Origin of the sequence: Sedimentibacter sp. (assembly GCF_038562225.1) — a bacterium.
In the GTDB taxonomy this organism is placed as follows: domain Bacteria; phylum Bacillota; class Clostridia; order Tissierellales; family Sedimentibacteraceae; genus Sedimentibacter.
This window is the reverse complement of the sequence record NZ_JBCFAS010000004.1, coordinates 1-20,070: the sequence shown is the minus strand read 5'-3', so window position 1 is coordinate 20,070 and position 20,070 is coordinate 1. Positions and strand designations below refer to the sequence as shown.

General features: G+C 37.0%; 24 protein-coding genes and 1 riboswitch. Of the genes, 15 read left to right on the top strand and 9 right to left on the bottom strand.

Going from position 1 to position 20,070, the window contains the following annotated elements:
- The first annotated feature begins 39 nt into the window (after window positions 1-39).
- On the top strand, window positions 40-1,545 hold the full coding sequence (locus AAGU76_RS15000; RefSeq protein WP_342486338.1) for an S-layer homology domain-containing protein: 1,506 nt from the start codon (window positions 40-42) through the stop codon (window positions 1,543-1,545).
- A 38-nt stretch (window positions 1,546-1,583) separates the two neighbouring features.
- Here AAGU76_RS15000 and AAGU76_RS14995 read toward each other — a convergent pair whose 3' ends face one another.
- Window positions 1,584-2,612, bottom strand: a complete 1,029-nt coding sequence (locus AAGU76_RS14995; protein WP_342486337.1) for a M23 family metallopeptidase — start codon at window positions 2,610-2,612, stop codon at window positions 1,584-1,586.
- 174 nt (window positions 2,613-2,786) lie between these two features.
- On the opposite strand from AAGU76_RS14995, the gene AAGU76_RS14990 reads away from it, so the two are divergent.
- Together AAGU76_RS14990 and AAGU76_RS14985 are read left to right on the top strand one after the other, a co-directional pair.
- The gene (locus tag AAGU76_RS14990) at window positions 2,787-3,575 is read left to right on the top strand and encodes an MBL fold metallo-hydrolase (RefSeq protein WP_342486336.1); all 789 of its coding nucleotides are present in this window, start codon (window positions 2,787-2,789) and stop codon (window positions 3,573-3,575) included.
- A gap of 7 nt (window positions 3,576-3,582) precedes the next feature.
- Entirely contained in the window at window positions 3,583-3,738 is a 156-nt protein-coding gene (locus tag AAGU76_RS14985; protein WP_342486335.1) for a CxxH/CxxC protein, read from the top strand.
- A gap of 82 nt (window positions 3,739-3,820) precedes the next feature.
- On the opposite strand, the gene thiD is transcribed toward AAGU76_RS14985, so the two are convergent.
- Genes thiD through thiW form a run of 5 tightly spaced genes read right to left on the bottom strand, consistent with a single transcriptional unit; the run spans window position 3,821 to window position 7,868 of the window.
- Window positions 3,821-4,600 (bottom strand): bifunctional hydroxymethylpyrimidine kinase/phosphomethylpyrimidine kinase, encoded by a 780-nt coding sequence (gene thiD, locus AAGU76_RS14980; protein ID WP_342486334.1) that lies wholly within the window; start codon window positions 4,598-4,600, stop codon window positions 3,821-3,823.
- Window positions 4,597-5,244 (bottom strand): thiamine phosphate synthase, encoded by a 648-nt coding sequence (thiE, locus tag AAGU76_RS14975; protein ID WP_342486333.1) that lies wholly within the window; start codon window positions 5,242-5,244, stop codon window positions 4,597-4,599. The genes thiD and thiE overlap by 4 nt, the downstream gene beginning before the upstream one ends.
- Window positions 5,231-6,052, bottom strand: coding sequence for a hydroxyethylthiazole kinase (gene thiM / locus AAGU76_RS14970; protein ID WP_342486332.1), 822 nt, complete (start codon window positions 6,050-6,052; stop codon window positions 5,231-5,233). Before thiM ends, thiE begins: the two co-directional genes overlap by 14 nt.
- 18 nt (window positions 6,053-6,070) lie before the next feature.
- Complete coding sequence (gene thiC, locus AAGU76_RS14965) at window positions 6,071-7,375, bottom strand: phosphomethylpyrimidine synthase ThiC (RefSeq protein ID WP_342486331.1); 1,305 nt, start codon at window positions 7,373-7,375, stop codon at window positions 6,071-6,073.
- 1 nt (window position 7,376) lies between these two features.
- Window positions 7,377-7,868 (bottom strand): energy coupling factor transporter S component ThiW, encoded by a 492-nt coding sequence (gene thiW, locus AAGU76_RS14960; protein WP_342486330.1) that lies wholly within the window; start codon window positions 7,866-7,868, stop codon window positions 7,377-7,379.
- An 89-nt stretch (window positions 7,869-7,957) separates the two neighbouring features.
- Window positions 7,958-8,058: riboswitch (TPP riboswitch) on the bottom strand.
- A gap of 171 nt (window positions 8,059-8,229) precedes the next feature.
- Between thiW and rpsF the strand changes: the two genes are divergently transcribed.
- The 3 genes from rpsF (at window position 8,230) to rpsR (ending at window position 9,311) form a co-directional block, all read left to right on the top strand.
- On the top strand, window positions 8,230-8,517 hold the full coding sequence (gene rpsF / locus AAGU76_RS14955) for a 30S ribosomal protein S6 (protein WP_342486329.1): 288 nt from the start codon (window positions 8,230-8,232) through the stop codon (window positions 8,515-8,517).
- Between the two features lie 25 nt (window positions 8,518-8,542).
- Window positions 8,543-9,007, top strand: coding sequence for a single-stranded DNA-binding protein (gene ssb, locus AAGU76_RS14950; protein WP_342486328.1), 465 nt, complete (start codon window positions 8,543-8,545; stop codon window positions 9,005-9,007).
- Between the two features lie 79 nt (window positions 9,008-9,086).
- A complete protein-coding gene (rpsR, locus tag AAGU76_RS14945) occupies window positions 9,087-9,311 on the top strand; it encodes a 30S ribosomal protein S18 (RefSeq protein WP_342486620.1) in 225 nt (74 codons plus the stop codon).
- A 121-nt stretch (window positions 9,312-9,432) separates the two neighbouring features.
- Here the strand turns inward: rpsR and AAGU76_RS14940 are convergent, their stop codons facing one another.
- Both AAGU76_RS14940 and spoIID read right to left on the bottom strand, forming a co-directional pair.
- Window positions 9,433-9,756, bottom strand: a complete 324-nt coding sequence (locus AAGU76_RS14940) for a HesB-like protein (RefSeq protein ID WP_342486327.1) — start codon at window positions 9,754-9,756, stop codon at window positions 9,433-9,435.
- 184 nt (window positions 9,757-9,940) lie between these two features.
- Window positions 9,941-10,993: a stage II sporulation protein D gene (spoIID, locus tag AAGU76_RS14935; protein WP_342486326.1), complete on the bottom strand. Its 1,053-nt coding sequence runs from the start codon at window positions 10,991-10,993 to the stop codon at window positions 9,941-9,943.
- Window positions 10,994-11,125: 132 nt separating this feature from the next.
- On the opposite strand from spoIID, the gene AAGU76_RS14930 reads away from it, so the two are divergent.
- Both AAGU76_RS14930 and spoIIID read left to right on the top strand, forming a co-directional pair.
- A complete protein-coding gene (locus AAGU76_RS14930) occupies window positions 11,126-11,845 on the top strand; it encodes a M23 family metallopeptidase (protein ID WP_342486325.1) in 720 nt (239 codons plus the stop codon).
- Window positions 11,846-11,917: 72 nt separating this feature from the next.
- A complete protein-coding gene (spoIIID, locus tag AAGU76_RS14925) occupies window positions 11,918-12,193 on the top strand; it encodes a sporulation transcriptional regulator SpoIIID (RefSeq protein ID WP_342486324.1) in 276 nt (91 codons plus the stop codon).
- Window positions 12,194-12,357: 164 nt separating this feature from the next.
- Here the strand turns inward: spoIIID and AAGU76_RS14920 are convergent, their stop codons facing one another.
- The gene (locus tag AAGU76_RS14920) at window positions 12,358-13,506 is read right to left on the bottom strand and encodes a site-specific integrase (protein ID WP_342486323.1); all 1,149 of its coding nucleotides are present in this window, start codon (window positions 13,504-13,506) and stop codon (window positions 12,358-12,360) included.
- A gap of 393 nt (window positions 13,507-13,899) precedes the next feature.
- Between AAGU76_RS14920 and AAGU76_RS14915 the strand changes: the two genes are divergently transcribed.
- The 7 genes from AAGU76_RS14915 (at window position 13,900) to AAGU76_RS14885 (ending at window position 19,583) form a co-directional block, all read left to right on the top strand.
- Window positions 13,900-14,223, top strand: a complete 324-nt coding sequence (locus AAGU76_RS14915; protein WP_342486322.1) for a hypothetical protein — start codon at window positions 13,900-13,902, stop codon at window positions 14,221-14,223.
- Window positions 14,224-14,353: 130 nt separating this feature from the next.
- Window positions 14,354-14,800 (top strand): replication protein, encoded by a 447-nt coding sequence (locus AAGU76_RS14910; RefSeq protein WP_342486321.1) that lies wholly within the window; start codon window positions 14,354-14,356, stop codon window positions 14,798-14,800.
- Between the two features lie 59 nt (window positions 14,801-14,859).
- Window positions 14,860-15,336, top strand: a complete 477-nt coding sequence (locus AAGU76_RS14905; RefSeq protein WP_342486320.1) for a hypothetical protein — start codon at window positions 14,860-14,862, stop codon at window positions 15,334-15,336.
- Window positions 15,239-16,000 (top strand): ATP-binding protein, encoded by a 762-nt coding sequence (locus AAGU76_RS14900; protein WP_342486319.1) that lies wholly within the window; start codon window positions 15,239-15,241, stop codon window positions 15,998-16,000. Before AAGU76_RS14905 ends, AAGU76_RS14900 begins: the two co-directional genes overlap by 98 nt.
- Before the next feature lie 1,073 nt (window positions 16,001-17,073).
- The gene (locus AAGU76_RS14895; protein ID WP_342486318.1) at window positions 17,074-18,654 is read left to right on the top strand and encodes a replication-relaxation family protein; all 1,581 of its coding nucleotides are present in this window, start codon (window positions 17,074-17,076) and stop codon (window positions 18,652-18,654) included.
- Between the two features lie 81 nt (window positions 18,655-18,735).
- Window positions 18,736-19,113, top strand: coding sequence for a hypothetical protein (locus tag AAGU76_RS14890; protein WP_342486317.1), 378 nt, complete (start codon window positions 18,736-18,738; stop codon window positions 19,111-19,113).
- 83 nt (window positions 19,114-19,196) lie between these two features.
- Window positions 19,197-19,583: a hypothetical protein gene (locus tag AAGU76_RS14885; RefSeq protein WP_342486316.1), complete on the top strand. Its 387-nt coding sequence runs from the start codon at window positions 19,197-19,199 to the stop codon at window positions 19,581-19,583.
- Window positions 19,584-20,070: the final 487 nt, after the last annotated feature.

Here is a 20,070-nt window from a genome sequence, read left to right as displayed (position 1 = left end):
CTGGTGAGGTTAAAAAATAAAATTAGGGAGGCTGTAAATATGAAAATATTTAAAACCACAACCCGAAAAATAATTCTATTAATTTTCGTTTTTGTATTTGCATTTAACACACTGGCTTTTGCTGGAAGCAACCCGTCCAGGGCTGAACTGGAATCAATGATAGATGAGGTTGCGAGGGAAAGAGCTGTTCCTTCGGTTTTGCTGAAGGCAATAGCAAGGGTTGAGTCTGTTTTTGAGCAGTTCAACTCAGACGGAACACCCAAAATAAGCGGCAGCAGCATTGGGCTGATGCAGGTTAGCAACAGAAACGGAGGCTACGACTCCAACAGGCTTAAGTACGACATCAGGTACAACATAGAAGCCGGAGCGGATGTACTCCTGAACAAGTGGAGCATGAGCTCCTACCAGTCCTTGTCTAGCGTTGGAAACATGGACCCGAATATTTTGGAAAATTGGTATTTTGCCCTCTGGGCATACAATGGATGGGCTCAAAGCAATAATCCCAACATTGTGACGTCATATGCAAAGAAGTATACGTATCAGCAGATGATTTACAACGTAATTGAAAAGGAATACGGAAAAAAGGTAAGCAACATTGATTTCTCATATCTTCCGTCGTCGGGACTGCCCAGCAGGTCGCTGGTTGTTCCTACACCAGCCTACGCCAGCAGCGGGGACATAGTCTTTTATGAAAAGAACGACTATGTGAGGACTGACGGTGTGAGAGATTCCTACCAGCTTCGTGACGAGCCTGCAGGAAAGTACATTCGAGAGCTTGAAGGAAATCAGCTGGGGATAATAACAGACGGTCCGGTTCTCAAAAACGGATTCTACTGGTACAAGGTTTACGTGGATGAAAACACTGAAGGCTGGATTGAAAGAAACTGGCTGCTGCGAACGGGAGACACAGAACACGGAAGATACGTCTATGACGATATCGCTTTCCACTGGGCCCGCAAGGATATAATGGACCTTTACAACAAGGGTATCATCAGCGAGTCAAAGTCCTTCAACCCTGACAGCATTGCCACAAAGGAAGAGTTCTTCATATTCCTGAGCAAGGCTATTGACGTAAACAATGAAGAAGATTCAAAAGAAGTTGTAGCTGCAGAAAACGAAGCATCAACAACAGAAGGTGTGACAACAATAGAAGATTCAAAGCTTCCGTTTTCAGATGCCTCGGAAATCCATCCGTGGGCAGTGACGTACATTGAGGATGTTTATGACCGGGGCCTTTTAAAAAGCTACAGGGAAGAACTTGAACCTCTGGAAAGGCTCACAAGAAAAGAAGCTACCATCATAATGGACGGTATTTTCGATGAAGACCAGAAGTATGAAAATCTGGACATAACGACCGTATTCAAGGATCTTGGAAATCTGAGCCAGGAAGAAAAGGAAGCAATTAAGACAGCGTACACAAATGGCTTGATTTCAGGAAAAGGTTCCGGGTCATTCTGCCCGGATGACTACCTGTCAAGGGCTGAAGCCGCTGCCATAATGGTAAAGGTTTCAGAAAAGCTTGAAGAAGTGAACAGTTTAAATTAATCATGAATAAAGGCCGCAAAGTGAATATGGTGCGGCCTTTATTGTTGCATATTGTGGAACCTAATATCGTAAATTCTTTCAAACTCCTTTGTTTCTGAATTGTAGGAAACGGGAGACCTGTTTCTGTTCAAAAGTTTGATTATTTTATAAACATCAATCCAGATTTCTGCTATAGTTTCCTTCTGGGATTCGTCAAATACAAGCTGCATGCCGTAATGAAGGTGAGGAACGTTGATGTTGTTCACATTTTCCTTTCGGCTGTACCCTGTCATGCCTAGATAGCCTATTACATCTCCTGCCTTGACGATATCGCCCTCCTTAAGGGTTTTCACGTAGGGATGGTCTTTCCTAAGATGCGCGTAGTAGTAATACCTTTTGCTGTCGAGGCTTCGGATGCCTATGCGCCAGCCTCCGTACTGGTTCCACCCCAGCGCCTCCACCCGGCCTGTTTCAACTGCAACTATGGGAGTTCCCACTGACCCCATGAGGTCGTTGCCCAGGTGAGAACGTGTAAAGCCGTAGCTTCTTGAGTTCCCGAAGTCATCATAGTGGTTGAAGTAGTAGCCTCCGGCTATGGGAGAAAAAACCTTCAGTCCGTATTTCTGCACCCATACTTTTTTGCCTGGGTTGTTCTCATCGGCCACCTGGATTTCATAAGGCCCCACGAATCCTCCCAACACTGCGGTGTATGCCTCGAAGTAATAGCTGTAGTGTTTCATGTCCTTCGTGAGACTCTCTATGCTTTCACCGCTCTTAAGCTTTGCAATGAGAGCATCCATGTCCTTAGCCCTGTAATTTGAGAAATTTCCGCCGTAACGCACGGCCAGGTATGAAAGTATCTCTATCCAGTTGAGCTTCACTTCTTCATCCACGCTGTTGATGTCTGCCTTGAGCGCCTTGTCCATGGCTTCGTAGGAGACCCTGAAATCAACCCATTTTATGAATGTTTTTTCCTCGTTTACCGACACCGATTGATCCGAGTTCAATAACAATGCTGCTGCCAGGGCCGTACATAGAATTGCTGCAGCGCATGCAAATAATAATCTGGATTTTATTTTAATAATCATTGCATACCTCTGAAATATAATATAATAAATTTTATGCTGACAACAGCCGTGATAGAACAATCTTCGCATTGACGAACAGAAACCATGTTTTAATGCATGGTTGTACAAGAAATTAATTGTATTAATTGAATTTCTATGTTAATATTAAGCTGATTCTAAGTTCGGGAGGACAAATTGAAATTAAAATTTTGTTCGTTGTACAGCGGAAGCAGCGGAAACTGCCAGTATATAAAAACTGAAAACACCACAATTCTTGTTGATGCAGGCCTCAGCGGCAAAAAAATTCAGCAGGAAATTGTTAATATAGGAGAAGACCCGAAAAAGATCGATGCCATATTCATTACCCACGAGCATGCAGACCACATACAGGGTGCGGGTATAATGTCCAGGCGTCTTGATGTGCCCATCTATGCCAATGCAAAGACGTGGGAGGCCATGAGCGAAGCGCTGGGCAGCATCAAGTCCCACAACATAAGAATAATGGATGACTTTGCCGAAGTTGGGGACCTGACACTAAAGTCCTTTGACATATCACACGATGCGGCTCATCCGGTGGGCTACAACATATTTTACAAAAACAAAAAAATAAGCCTCGTTACAGACACAGGCTGCGTCAAAGACAGCATAGCGAACAGCATCATGGATTCAGACCTTCTGCTTGTTGAATCAAACCACGATGAAGACATGGTACTCATAGGACCGTATCCGTGGCCGCTGAAGAGAAGGGTTCTGGGCGAATTCGGCCACATGTCCAACGACACCGCAGGACACCTCATAACCAGAGTGGTGAAAAGAGGAAATGAGATAGTGCTGCTGGGGCATCTGAGCAAAGAAAACAATTTTCCGCAGCTTGCCTACAAGACCGTTGAGAACATTCTGAAAGAAAACTGCATAGAGGTAAATCCGGGAATCTGCCTTGACATGACATACAGAGACAGGTCAAGCAAGGTTTATGAAATATAGGTGAATCATGGAAGAAATAATTTATGCGTGCAAGGAGCACGTTGAGATGGCACTGGACGACATTGTGAATGATGAGGAAAAAGCTCCGGTAATCACGAAAATCCAGCAGGAAAAAAAGTGTGGCTACTGCAATGAGCCTGCCGAATATGAAGTGAAAGCATAAAAAACAGATGGATATGTCCATCTGTTTTTTTGTCCTCAAGAGGAAGCACGTATCTCATTGCGCCTAGGGATACATGACCAAATTATAGGTTCCAGCAGTGGTTCAGTGGGCCTCTTCCTTTTCCTAGATTCAGGTTGCTTTTTAAGGCACCGGTTACATACTGCTTTGCATTGTATATGCTTTCCTTTACGGTGAAGCCTTCCGCCAGGCTGCATGCAATGGCAGAGGACAGGGTGCAGCCTGTTCCGTGGGTGTTCTTGTTGAGTATTTTTTCCTGTTCGAACCAGAAAAGTTCCCCGTGACGGTATAAAAGGTCGTCGCTGGTGTCCTCCAGGTGTCCGCCCTTTATTAGGATGTGTCCTGAGTACAGGCTGGAGATCATTGCTGCAGCCTTTTCCATATCATCCTTGTTTTTTATCCTTATGCCGCTAAGGCATTCTGCTTCAGGTATGTTGGGCGTTATTACAGTTGCCAGCGGCATAAGAGTAGTTTTCAGCATGTCCAGGGCATCATTGTTTATAAGTCTGCTGCCGCTGGTTGAAACCATCACAGGGTCGAGCACTATGTTTTTGGCGTTGTGCAGCACCAGCTTTTCAGAAATGACTTTTATTATATCATTGTTTGGCACCATTCCTATCTTTACGGCATCAGGGCGTATGTCTGAAAACACGGCATCTATCTGCATGGAAGTGAACTCATAGGTGGATTCCATGACGCCGAAAACTCCTGTGGTATTTTGAGCCGTTAGGGCTGTTATTACACTCATTCCGTACATCCTGTGGCTGGTTATGGTCTTCAGGTCGGCTTGTATTCCGGCTCCTCCGCTGCAGTCTGAACCTGCAATTGTAAGTATAGTTCTCATAGCTTGCCTCCTGTTACCATTTTTGAAAGCTCCAGCAGTTCTCCGGCAGCTGAGCTGATGTCGCCTTTTCCGAATATGGCAGATATGGCACAGATCCCGTCAATGCCGGAACCTTTAAGCTTCAGCACATTGTCCTTGCTTATGCCTCCTATGGCAACAACAGGTATGCTGACGGAGTCTGCAATCTCCTTAAGAATTCCGATGGTTATGTTTTCTGCATCAAGCTTTGTTGATGTGGAGAAAACAGAGCCTGCTCCTATGTAGTCGGCTCCTTCCAGCTGTGCCTTCACCGCAGCTTTTACTGTTTTTGCTGAGACTCCGATTATCTTGCCGTGTCCCAGCCTTTCTCTTGCTGCCAGAACAGTTCCATCATTCTGACCTATGTGGACACCGTCCGAATCGGTTTCCAGTGCCACATCTATGTTGTCGTTAATTACAAAGGGAACATTGTACCTGTCGGTGACTGATTTCACCTGGAGGGCAAGCCGTACAAATTCGTCATGGCCTATGTTTTTCTCGCGAAGCTGCACAAAGGTTGCGCCGCCCCTTATTGCTTCCTCCACAGCTTTCGCCAGACTTTTGTCCTTAAGCCAGGTCCTGTCCGTTATTGCGTAAAGTGAAAATGAGTTTCTATCTGGCTTCAATTCTGGCCCTCCCTTCAAGCATGTTGTCATCTATGAGCCCCATGAAATCTATGAGATGCGTTTTAAAGGATGATGTTCCTTCTACCCGGGATGAAATGTTCTCGTAAGCCGTTTCACCGCATATGCCCATGGTGCAAAGGGCAGCGGCGCATGCGTCAACTGTGCCGGCGTTTGCTGCAATAAAAGCTCCCGTTATGGAAGAAAGCATGCAGCCTGTTCCGGAAACCCTTCTCATCATGGGATGACCGTTTCTGATTATGTAGGTTTTGATGCTGTCGGTTACTATGTCTGCGGCTCCTGTTACAGCTATGACTGCCCCTGTTGAACGGGAAAGGTGAACAGCAAATTCTGCGGTTTTGTCCAGGATGTCATCACCGATGCTGTCTGAAATGTCTGCATCAACACCTCTTGTTGAGCTGCTCAGTCGTCCAACGGTCTTTATTTCCGAAATGTTTCCCCTTATGACAGAAAACTTAACTTCCTCCAGGAGGCAGAATGCTGTTTCGGTCCTGAGTTTTGAGGCTCCTGCTCCGACGGGGTCAAGGACCACGGGTATGCTAAGCTGGTTTGCCTTTCTCCCTGCCAGTATCATGGATTTGATTGTGCGGGAGTTAAGCGTTCCGATGTTTATGACCAGAGCATTGCTTATGGCGGTTATTTCTTCGACTTCTTCCTCGTCATCTGCCATGATGGGAGAGGCTCCCAGAGACAAAAGTGCATTAGCGCAGTCGTTGACCGTCACGTAATTTGTTATGTTGTGTACCAGAGGGTGAGCTTTTCTCACGTTTTTAAGCATATCTGTAAACATAACTCGCTCCTTTCACATTCAATTTGTAAATTCAACTTTCTCTCCGTTAAGTATCTTGTTTGTTGTCCTCATGGCGCACATTTTTCCGCACATGGAGCAGCTGTGCTTGTCTGCGGGAGGGGTGCTTTCGAAATATTCCCTGGCTTTCTTCCCGTCAATGGCATAGGAAAACATCTCTTCCCAGTCGATTCTGCGGCGGGCATCGCTCATTTTGTTGTCGATGTCCCTGGCGTTTGGAATACCCTTGGCAATGTCCCCGGCGTGGGCAGCTATCTTAGAAGCTATTAATCCTTCCTTTACGTCGTTTACATCCGGAAGTCTGAGGTGTTCCGCAGGTGTTACGTAGCACAGGAAATCTGCGCCGTTGGCCGCAGCAACAGCTCCGCCTATGGCCGATGTTATGTGGTCGTATCCAGGTGCTATGTCGGTGACTATTGGTCCCAGTACATAGAAGGGAGCTCCGTGGCAAAGTCTTTTCTGTAGTTTCATGTTTGCTGCAATTTCGTTGAGAGCCATGTGTCCGGGACCTTCAACCAGCACCTGCACATTCTTTTCCCATGCCCTTTTGGTCAGGTGTCCTATTTCAATGAGCTCCGCAATCTGTCCCGCATCGGTGGAATCATTGATGCTTCCGGGTCTTAAGGCATCGCCCAGGCTTATGGTTACGTCGTACTCGTAAAGTATGTCCAGAAGCTCATCATAGTGTTCATAGAAGGGATTTTCGTTTCCTGTCATCTCCATCCATGCAAAAATCAGCGAGCCGCCTCTGGAAACAATGTTCGTGAGCCTCTTGGACTGCTTGAAGCTGGCAATGGAGCTTTTGTTGAGCCCTGCATGTATGGTCATGAAATCCACTCCTTCCCTGGCATGGGCTTCAACTACCTTCAGAAAATCCTCAGCCTTGATTTCAAGAAGGTCCTTTTCCAGGTATCCTATGGCGTCGTACATTGGCACGGTGCCTATCATGGCGGGAGAGTAGTCTATGAGCTGGCTTCTGAACGTGTTTGTCTTTCCGTAGTTGCTCAGGTCCATTATCGCTTCGGCTCCGAACTCAATGGACATCTTTACCTTTTCAAATTCTTTTTCATAATCGGCGCAGTCGCCTGACACTCCAAGGTTCACGTTTATCTTGGTCTTCAGCCCTTCTCCTATTCCTTCGGGGCTAAGTGACCTGTGATTTATGTTTGCAGGTATTGCAACCCTGCCTTTGGCGACCAGCTCCCTCAGCTTTTCTGCATTTATGTTCTCCTTGGAAGCGACAACTTCCATTTCAGGAGTGATTATTCCTTTTTTTGCTGCTTCCATCTGTGTTTTGTAGTTCATTTCATACCTCCATATTTTTGTAAAATCCGGTTTTTCTTAAAGCTGTAATAAATACATAGGACATTCCTGCTCCAGCTGCTGAACTCATGATGAAAGGCACGACAAAGCCAAACAAGGCAGCCTCTCTTGACATGATAAACGCTGCAACAGGGTAGGCCAAAAGTGCTCCGATGATTCCTGTTCCAACTACCTCACCTGCAAAAGCCAGGGAAGGCTTCTTGGTGTGCTTGTAAAGCATGGAGCAGAGAAAAGCCCCACACATGCTTCCCGGAAAAGCCAGCAGGCTGCCGGTTCCAATCATAACCCTTATGAGAGATGTAACAAAAGCCATTCCAACAGCATAAGTTGGCCCCAGAGTCACACCTGCCAGAACATTGATCATGTGCTGCACGGGAAATACCTTTGCAGCTCCCACAGGAATCGAAAAAGTTGAGCACACAACTCCTACAGCGATGAAAATCCCTGCCTGAGCTAATTTTTTTGCGTTCGTCATATAGACCTCCAGATTTTTTATTTAAATATTTCTGGTTTTGAATTTCAAGGAATCAAAAAAGGTGCACTTCTTTTGAAGTACACCCAATATAAATTCTCATTCATTCTTCCCTACGTTGGCATTATCCAAATCAGGTACGGTCGAAACATAAGTTTCCTCTCAGCCTTCAAAAGCTCCCGAAAATATTTAGTTGCATTAATAGTAACACTAATGCACATACTAGTCAACAAAATTAAGCTGAAAATAAAATTTGAAAAATAGTAAAAAAATGCTTGTTTAATAATGGCGGCAATGCTATAATATATTCGCTATCCTTGCTCCTGAGTAAGCAGGGGCCAAAGTCCAAAGGGAGGTGACTCAAATGATGAGAAAATATGAAGGCGCTTTTATCTTATTGTCCAATCTTGAAGAAGACGTAAGAAATGCTGAAATCGAAAAAGTAAAGAACATAATAACCCAAAGACAAGGAACTGTCGAAAAAGTTAATGAGTGGGGTCAGAGAAGACTTGCTTATGAAATCGACAAGAAAAGAGAAGGTTATTATGTGTTTGTAGATTTCACTTCAGGCGCAGATGCTGTTGACGAAATAGACAGAATTTGCAAAATCAGTGATAACTTTATCAGACATATGATTACTGTAGAAGAATAGAAATAAACATAAAAGAGGTAAACTAATGAATAGTGTTGTATTAATAGGAAGGTTGGCCCGGGATCCCGAGCTGAGATTCATACCTTCGACAGGTATGGCTGTGACCAGATTGACTTTAGCTGTAGACAAGGAATTGTTCGGAGAAAAAAAGCAACAAGCTGTTAGCCAGGGAAAACCTACAGCAGACTTCATAAATGTTACTATTTTTGGAAAACAGGCTGAAAATTGCGCCAACTACCTTACAAAGGGAAGTCAGTGCGCAGTTCATGGCAGAATTTCAACAGGAAGTTACACTACACAGTCAGGCGAAAAGAGATATACAACAGACATTATTGCAGATAGAGTAGAGTTTATCGGCAGCGGAAAAGGACAGTCATCAGCTCCGCAGCAGGGAAGATCGATCCAGCCAGATAGCAGCTTTTTCGATGAGTTCCCGGATGAAGACAACGACATTTTCCAACCGGTAGATGACGAAGATATACCATTTTAAACAACAATAGCGGAAGGAGGAAATATCAATGAGTTCAAGACAAGGCGGAAACGCTAGAGATAACGACAAGAACGACAGAATGGGTCAAAAAAGAAGACCTCGCAAGAAAGTATGCCAGTTCTGCCAGGAAAAGGCAACACATATAGATTACAAAGACCTTGGAAAGTTAAAGAAATATACAACTGAAAGAGGTAAAATATTACCAAGAAGAATCACAGGTGCTTGCGCTAAGCATCAGAGAATGGTAACCAGAGCTATAAAGAGAGCAAGAACAATAGCATTGCTTCCATATGTAGCAGATTAATCTATAAGATTAAATAATAAAAGATTTGTGCCAGCACAAGTCTTTTTTGTTGCAAAAAAAGATAACGGCTAGCCGTTATCTGCGTCAATTCTTAATTATTAACTATTAATTCTTAATTGTTTTAGTGGCATCCGCCGCCGCAGCCGCTGCATCCTGACTGAGGCTGAACAACAGGCTTAAGGCCTACGCCGTTTCCGTTGTTTTCTTCGCTTGAAACAATTATGAACCCGCCATACTGTTCAATCACAGACTTTTCTGCCATGAATGTCACTTCGTTGATTGTTTCCACCTCGTCAGCTTCAGTTGGCTCGCTTATAGAAACACCGAATATGGGACCGCTGCATCCGTAGTTGTCTAAAGAGATTCTTACGTTGTATGAATCGACATTTGCTTCATCCAGCAGTTCCTTGAATTCTTTATAAGCTGTATCATCTATAAATATCATAAGTTGAATTTCCTTTCTTGATAACAAATTTGTTACATACCATGATAACATACCATTTATTCGATGTACATAAAAAGTTTTTACAATTATTTAGCTGCTTATGTAATGCAATCATCATTATTTTCAATTGCTTTAAAATTTACAAATCAAACTCAAAATTTTTCATTTCTAATTATCAACTGTATTACTTCATGCTGACAATCTCCACTCCGGTGTAGTAGTGCTTCAGTATTTCCTTGTAGTTGAAGCCCTCATCCGCCATACCGTCAGCTCCCCACTGGCTCATGCCCACGCCGTGGCCGTATCCGGTTGTAAGTATCTCAATTTCGTTTCCTGTTTGTATAAAACTGAAATTGGTAGAATTCAAACCAAATATGGATCGCATCTCACGGCCTGATATTTCTTTTCCTTCAATATATATGGTCTTGATTTTTCCTCCCTCACTGACCTCACCCAGCTGAATCTTATCATCCAGATTATCGCGGGTAAGCCCCAGGTCTCCGTATACAGCTTCAAGCTTGCTGATGAAGTCGCTGACTGTCACCCTGATAGAATCGTGAAGCTTGGGTGCTTCGCTTTCATAAGGGCTCTCAACGCTTCTCAAGTATGGTATGGAAGCAGAAAACACATCTTCGGAATTTTCTGTCCTCCCTCCGCTGGTAGAGTGAAACAGAGGTTCGATTATTTTACCTTCATAAGTAAGGATCTGACCTTTTGTTGAGTTGACAGCACCTTCTATTTTGCTCCAATATGCGTCATACCATCCATCATCGTGGGACGCAATCAAATCATCTGTAGAACTCCAAACCTGGCAGTGTGTTCCCGTGCATACAGGTGCATCTGTGTGTTCCGGCTGACCGTTGGGATATTTCTTCATTCTGTACAAAATGTACGTTCTTGCCGTCACGGACTGGGCCTTCAATGCTTCAAGATTGAACTCGGCTGGCATCTCAGAAGCTATGACGCCTTTGAGGTAATCCTCGAAGTCAATGACCATAACTTCGTTGGTCTTAACATTGTACACCTTAATCAACTCAGGCTCAGTAATATCCGAGGTTTTGGGCACATCGTCGTTTGCCTTCCCGGATTCTTTCACATCGTCCTTTACTTCGTCGGCATTTACGGCTTCTGAAGGCTGCTTTGCTTTGAATCTGTCTTCCAATACAGCAAGAGAAATATTTGGAATTGTCAGAAGCATTGCAAAAATAACTGCGGCATAAATCAGACGGTTTAACATTTCAATCAACCCCTTTGTCATAAGTTTCATAATATTTTATGAGCGACTAAAAATTTTAGAACAATTTTGTATTAAATAAAAAAAATGGGACACACTATTGCCAGATAATAAAGAAAAAAACAGGAGGTTTACATGAAAAACAACAGATTGAAAAATGCAAGAACAAAAATGAAAAATTTCTTTATTAAACTTAAAAACAAGGATACAAGCTTTTTTATAATTGCTCTTTGTGTTGTACTTTTGTCAACTGCAATAATTTGGAGATACACATCAAATCCAAATAATGAAGGAAATGAGCAGGCTCAGAGCGGTGCAGAAGATGAAAATATAGGTGCAAACATGGATCCTTACGAAGACTACATTGAAGGTGTAATGGAAGACTACGAAAATGCCAACAAGGGTGATGAAGAAAAGGACAAGGGAGAGTCAAAAAGCCTTGACTTGAAAACTATCAAAGCTCCTCTGGCTGGTGAAATAATCAGGGAATTCACATTGGACGACCTGGTGTATTACGAGGCCATAGGGGAATGGAGAGTACATAACGGAGTTGATATCAAGCCAAAGGATACGCTTGTGATTGAATCTGCTTTTGCAGGAACGGTTGCTTCAGTTACCAGCTCGGAGCTGACAGGAACAGAAGTTATCATAGACCATGGAAACAATGTTAAGACACTTTACAACAACCTGGTGTCCGCATCGGTAAAAGAAGGCGATACGGTTTCTCAGGGACAGACAATAGGCAATGTAGGCAAGACCGTAAGCATTGAATCATCAGACGGAGCTCACCTGCACTTTGAACTTATTGTTGACGGAAAGAATGTCAACCCCATGGACTATATTACGCTGCAGTAGCAAAATAAGGTTCTAACCAAAACCAAAACGCATAAAAATGTAATAAGACGGTATAGCCAAAGGGGGTTAAACATGAAAGATTACATAGAACGGAGAGCCATGGAGATTGCGGAATTTATAATAACTACTGAGTCTACCGTGAGACAGACAGCAAAAAAATTCGGTGTCAGCAAAAGCACAGTCCATAAAGATGTTACAGAACGTCTTCCCAAATTGAACCCTCCAGCTGCAAACGAAGTGAAAAGAGTTTTGCTAAAAAATAAGTCTGAACGCCACATTAGGGGAGGTAAAGCTACTCGCTTAAAATATAAAGAAGCACATGAGCACGAAGAAGTAAGCAATATGTAATTAACCAATTGAGGAAAGGCACTGACTGCAACAGGTTGGTGTCTTTTTAGTTTTTGTTTGTAAAGTGTTTATAGGGTAAAATGTTAAGCACCAATAGAGACAAAAAAGAGTGTTAGGACATTTTTGGGACAAAAAAATTATTTATGCCTTGAAATTATGTCCCATTAATATGTCCTAATCTTATTGTTAATGAAATCCTGAAGCTGATTAACAGAATCTTTTTCCACTTTCTCTATTGAATGCAAATAGGTTTCTGAAACAGTTTCAATTGTGTCTCCAAGTCTTTTGGCTACAACTACAATATTAACACCTGAATTGATCATCATGGTGGCTTGCAGATGCCTTAAATCATGAAAAGTAATATTATATAACTCAATCTCTCTGGCCATTTTTAGAAATCTTCTGTAAATGGCATTGCGGTCATAAATTACTTGTGTCTTAGGGTTGATAAAAAGAAATTGTTTATCTGGGTTAATGTTTAGTATCTTTAACTTGTCTATATATTGCTCCAGGATTTCACTAACAGTTTCAGGCATATATACTTTTCTGATAGAGTTATCAGTTTTTGTTTTGGCTATTTCATGATTTACTTTACCGTTCTTATAATGGGAAACATATTGTTTATTTACATCAATATAATTATTTTTTAGATCAATATCCGCAATGGTTAAACCTAATATTTCTCCTTGTCTCAATCCACAATACAAGGCAATTGTAAATATGACATTAAACATCTCAGGTTCATTTTCTATAGCTTCTATGAGTTTGGATATTTCTTCTACTGAAAGCAGCTCTGCATAATTCTTATTCTTCACTTTAGGTAAGGTAATATTTCTACAAGGATTTTCTTTAATATACTTCCAATCTATAGCTTTGTTGAAAGTAGATGATAAAATAGCATAAATCTGGCGTACTGTTGAAGCTTTTAGGGTTTTACTTTTGTGGTTTATAAATTTCTGAATATCAATGTTATCAATTTTATTGAGTGGTATGCCACCAAAATATTCTAGTATATGTGCATTGTAAGCTGTTATATAAAAACTTTCAGTATTAGCTCTTAAATTAGGTCTTACATGTTCATCAAGAACCAATTGAGCTAAGTTACAAAAGAGCATGTTTTCTTTTTTACCTATTTCATTTCTTAAAATTGATACTTCGAAATCCTTGTGAGCCTGAATTACGTCCCTAGGCCACTTTTTTTCTTTAATTTCTTTTTCTGTCATATTTTTATGAGTTGTATAAGTTTGGGAGTAAATTGTTCCGTTTTTGGCAACTCTAAAGCGAAATTTATTATTTTTGTAGTCTATGCTCATATTTAATCTCCATTATTTTATTTAATTTCTTGTTTCATACATTTTTTTATTGGTACTAATTTGCATTAAACAAATAAAACTTCTCTGATGATTCATTAATACATTATATAAAAATTGATTTTAATAAACAAGATACCTTGAAATGCAGTATCGTATTAAGTAGTGACTCTATTTAATTTCTTTTAATTACACTCTTGACAAAAAAAGGGTGTGGTGGTATTATCATGTTATGTGATGATTATCTAAAATTGTAGGCTTGATATAATATGGCTTGTTGTGCGTCTTTATGCGCAAACAAGCCATTTTTTTACCCAAAATTAAGGAGGTGGATGAGATAAAATAAATAAAGTTCTATAATTAAGATTAAAACACAAAAAAATAAGGAGAAGATTTATGTTGGAAAAACTAATTGCACAAATAGTGGAAGAGACAGTAAAAATAACACTGCAAAACTTGTCTATTTCTAAGCAAGAATCTGGTAATGCTACAATGGATACAAAACAATTATCAAAATATATCAATATGAGCGTACCTTGGATATATCAGAACTTGCATATGATTCCTCACAAAAAAATCGGGAAAAAGAAGCTCGCATTTAATAGAATCGAAATTGACGAGTTTATGGAACAAAGAAGTGGAAAAAAAGAAAGCATTAAAGCAATGCCGGATAAAGTTAATTCAAAGAAAGCAATGAATTGTAAATACAAGGTTGTATAAGTCTAAAAATAATCAAAAAATACAGAACAGTTTGGAATCTGTATTGTAAGTAGAGTAACCTATAATAATATCTAATATAGTATACTCCAAAACAAGTGAATATAAATAATTTATTAAGGGAGATATTGATATGGCAGCATTTAGAAAAATAGATATAAGGTACTGGCAAGACGGATATGTTTTGAGCATAACATACAAGGAAAAGTGCTTTTATATATATTTGATGACTAATTCAAAAACAGCTCAGTGTGGGATCTTTGAATTGCCCAAAAAAATAATTGAAGTCGAATTAGGACTTGATAAAGATGATATAGAAATGTTATTAAAAAAGTTCATTAATGACAAAAAAATTCTATATTCAGAAGTTACTAATGAAATAATGATAATAAATTGGATTAAATACAATGGCTCTATGAGTCCAAAGGTTATAGAAAGAGTAATTTCTGAATTAAAAAGTGTTAAAAATAAGGAATTCGTTGAGAAGTATTTGGACTTGTCAAATGCGCTTGGATACAAAATTAATAGGGCAATGGTTATAGGTGATACAAGTGTAGATACAGAACAAAAAAAAAACTAATGTGTCCTGGCGGTATAGATATACATGTAAAAGAAAATAGTATACAGTATCCATATAGTATGGATACAGAAACACAAAAAGAAAAAGAAATAGAAAGAGAAAAAGAGAAGAAAAGAGAAAAAGAAGAGCATAATGTAAAGAGACAGATTAATAAACAAGACATTTATCAAGACATCATAAATCTATACAATAATACTTGCACAAAACTACAAAAGGTTAATCAACTCACAGATAAAACTAAGGTAGCAATAGACAAGTTGTTAACGGAATTTACTGTAGATCAAATTAAGTTAGGGTTTGAAAAAATCAACAATTCTAGCTTTTGCATCGGAAAAAATGAGAAGGGCTGGAAAGCTGACTTTGATTTTTGCTTAAAACCAGATAAACTAATGAAGGCTATTGAAGGTAAATATAAAGATTTCCTAAAAGGTGGTGACAATGACGGAAAAAACATCATTCGAAACAATATTTCAAAGAATAAAAAATATACGAGACCAGTATCCGACAGAGACATTAAAGAACAAGGGCTCATATAAGTGTTTCAAATGCAAGGATACTACATGGATAATTAACGAGAATAGTTTCAAAAGATGTGATTGCTATGAAATAAGGGATTCAGAAATATTTTTAGAGAATAGTGGCATTAGTGATGATACATACACTTTTTCTAATTTCATAGAATGCAGCAATATAACTAAGGATATGAAATGTGTAAGTTTTGATTATTATAAAAACTTTGAAAAATTAAAGGATCAAAAGCAAAATTCCTTAGCATTCTTAGGACAATCCGGAGCAGGAAAAACTCATTTATCAATTGCATTGGCAATTAATTTTATTAAAAACAGGTATATACCAGTTATTTATCTAAGTTATAGAAATGCTGTTATTGAGCTAAAACAAAATATATTAGACGAAGATTTCTATAAAAAGAAGATATTGAGATATCAAAGTGCAAAGCTGTTAGTTATAGATGATTTGTTTAAGGGTAAAACAACAGAATCTGATAAGAACATTATTTTTGAAATAATTAATTATCGCTACATTAAACACTTACCCATGATAATTTCAAGCGAATATACTTTTAATGAATTGTTAAACTTTGATGAAGCAATTGGAAGTAGAATATATGAAATGTGTAAAGACTTTTACGTAGAAGTTCCAAAAGATCACATAAATAATTATAGGCTAAAATATGATTAATCTAAGTAGATGTGTCTTATATTTTAGAAAGCAAAATACAATTTGAAATTCAATCAAAAGTCATGGTGAAAATAAGTTGTAACATACCATATTGTAAAAAATAATAAGGAACTATATAATATAAATACTGTCAGGGTAAAATTATTGATGAGGAGATGATAGAATACAATAACTAGAAGTTGTTTTTTAGTAACATGGAGGTTTGGACTTGAAAATTACAAGTAGTAATACTTGTTTATATAGAAAATTTTTTTGGTGGTTTTCTAAGTTTTATGGAGGCATTGGACATGAATAACTTCGAGCTTTATTTGAATTGCAAGTAAAGCGAGGTAGAATGCTGGTTAAAACTTGGGTAACTACTTTTTTGTTGTCATTTTTAAATCAAAGTAGTTACCTGTAGAGTAACTGCTTTTTTAAAATTAAACAAAATGTAAAGAGTTGGTATGTGTTTAATAGTTTTATATTTAGATGTTAATAAAGGTTTTAAATATTCTTTTTATAAAAACTGTAACAAAAACTATAATAAAAACCTAAATGTTATAAGTTCAAGTTAAAATCCATGCATATTTAACTCGATAATTTCAATGTTAGCATTGAAATTGATTTCAAAAATTCAATAACTAAATTGAAAGATAGGATATAGAATTTTAGATGGAACAATATTAGTTTAGCATTCTAAAAAAACATAAAAATAGTTGATTTTTATTAACATATTAATGATTAATTAAATAGAACTTCAATCATGTAAATTTGTATGTAAAAAATTTTTGTAATTCTTTTCGTTATTTTATTCATATAAACTTATTTAATTATTATGATATAAATTTGTATATTAATTTACATATAAATTTACACAAAATATAAGTATAAATGTTCAAATTTAAATGAAATTTTGTTATTTTTTCAAATATAGTCAATCACTTTTTTATTAAAAATTAATTATGATAATTTAATAAAGAATAAGATGAATTGATTTCTTTGACTTAATTATTAAAAATTGAAACACTTATACTTTTATAACTTAGTAATCTCATAAATTCATGAGGCTTAAATAAAACGAAAGGACTAAGAATATGTTTGTACACAAAAGCTATAAAATTCGTAATGAAGTTGAAAAAATGAAGGCGTTAGGATGTGAAGAATTTGAATTTGTTACAAGGAGAGAAGATGTTTTCTTGGTTATAATTAATTATTTAGGTTGTGTTACTTTATCACAGTTTGTTGAACTTACAAAAGAAACACCTATGAGTAATCGAGCAATTTTGATACGTCTTGAAAAGGATAAGTTAATTACAGCTGACCATATTAACAAAGAAGTTTATTATAAGTGTACAAAAAAAGGAATTGACCATTTAAGAACACTTGGCAAACCAAGAAATCAAATTAAAATTAAAAAAAGGAGACATTTAAAAAATATTAATGATTTTTTTCTTCATCTATTTAGAAGTCCATGCAAGTTTGTAACTATGAAAAATGAAGTTACATTTCAATATGGGGATTTTAAAAATTTATGCAATGCAACTGTACATGATGAAATTGATGCACAATATGTACACAGATTTATTGCAGATGCCCAGATAAAGTTGTTTCATAATAACAAAAATTATAATATTGTTTTAGAACAAGATAATGGCACGGAAAGAATTGATGTATTGAAAGATAAATTATCAAATTATCTGAATTTTATTTTACACCAAGAGATAAAGTCAATATGTATAAAAATTTATATTTTTAGAGTTGATATTGAGGCAACAAACATTCAATTTAAGAAACTTCAAAAATTATATGACCAAAAATTAGAAGATAACATTAATTCGGTGAAAAAATTGACTAATTTATATAAGAGCGTAAAACAAAGCGATGATTTAACAGCTTTTTTTGAAGAAGCAAAAAAATTATGGGTACAGGAAGACTATTCTAAACAGAACTTTCTTCATAACATTTCTATGAAAAAAGCTAGTATAGAAGAAATTAATGGTATAGTAAAAACATTTTTTTATAATGAATTCAAATCAAAAATAAACGCTAATAGACTAAAAGACATAAAGGATTTATTAACAGGGGAAATAATCGTAGATAAGTTTTATTACACAAGTGACAACAGTATTTTTTCTGACATCACCGGCCATTCAGATTATTCAAGTATAGACAGTACGATAGATATCCGAGATATTATGTTAAGAACAAATTTCATTTGTGCAGATAATACAACAGACTATCTTTTATTAAGTTACTTTTTTAATGAATATAATTATTTAGAAGAATGTATAAAATATTATTTATCTGACAATAGCCATTCTAACATTAAAGTAGATAAGATTAATAAAAATCAAAAAGTAATAAAACTAGGTGATGAAACTGTTTGTTTTGATTTTGCTGCTAAAATGAATATAAATAATGAGGTTGTTGATTTTATTTTATTATTTCCTAATATTTTAATTTCTGATATATCCAAAGTAGGGCATATCGCTATGAATAATAATAAATTAGATTCTTGTTTGAATAATAAAACAGTATTTTTTGTCTTTCAAAATAAAAATGCCAATGATGAAGCAGTTACTCACTTAGGTTATAGAGCATATTCAAAAGCTAAGTTTTATATTGAAACAGTAGATGATAATGTGGAATGGGGGAGATCTTGTACTCTATCATAATGACAATACAACTGGTCATAAATTTCGTATTAATTTAGCTGTATTAGGAGAATTTTAATTAATAATAGGAGGAAGAATATTATGATTAACAAGGTAAATAAAATTTTAAAAAAATATGATGTGGAATTGAAGATAGGAGGTAGATATTATGTGAAATTAGTTTCAACTAAAGACATAAAAAGAATAACCAAACTTGATAAAAGAATACTAATTAATAAGATGGCTCCAACAATATACGATGTGGTTTATTCAAGAGAAGAATTGTATAGTGATATAGCTATTATTGTGAAAGACAATAGAGTAGATATGTCTTTAACATGTGTTTATATTCCGTTGGATATAGGGAAAGAAAGATTTAATCATACAGTAGGTTTATTTGCTTTTTACCAATATCCTTCACTTGTTGAAAGACAAACAGTAAGAGATAGGGATTATCTATATTTATACTGGCAATTGTAAAGAAAAAGGTTGCTGTATTATAAACAGTTTTTAATGACAATAATAAATAACTAATATATTTTGCAATTGGAGGAAGGTTTCATATGATAAATAAGCTAGAGAAAATATTGAATAATTATCCTGTCACACTCGAGGAAGGTATACCAGTTAGTGTACGGTTTTTATCTAAGAATGATTTGAAGAAAATTGTTAGATTAGATAAAGGGTTACTAATGATGGAAGATTTTGCTGAGATTTCTATCTTTTATGTATTACGTATCAAAGAAGAAATTTTTTTTGATGTTTTTATAACGGTTAGAAGAGATACATTATTTGTTTTGATAGAAAGTGTCTATATTCCTATAGAACTTTCATGTGATAGATTTAATTCTGTATTGTATGATTGTGGAAGAGCACCAAATCGTTTTTATATAACAAGAGAAAAATGTAAAGATTACCTTCGTTGTTGGTGGGATAAGGCTTTGTATTAATACATAAAAAAACTGAAAGTTAATCTTTTGTTTTTTTAAGATGATCATAAAATATAAAGCAGCAAAACAGGTATACTTGTTATGCTGCTTTATATTTTATAAAATTAAATAATACAATAATTAGGTGAGGGGAGATAAAATTAAATGGAATAAGAAGTATGGCTAATAGTGAGGATGAATTTGGTTTAATAATCGATGATTCTATTGTAAGACGGAAAGTATAAAAGTCTAAAAATAATGTTACAAAGTGAACAGAAAAATTGTCTATAGTAGTATGGAGTTAATTCAAATGAAAATGTTTACGTGGCATAATAAGGTAATAGTTTAAGATGTAGGTCAGTTGTATAAATTTCTTTAAGAGGTGACTAGATGATACATATAAATAATAAATCAAATATAAATACTGATAAAATATTGCAGGTTATATCATTGCTGCCTGAAGAGTATACAGATTTGGATGTTGAAGTAAGAATATATGGAACGCGTT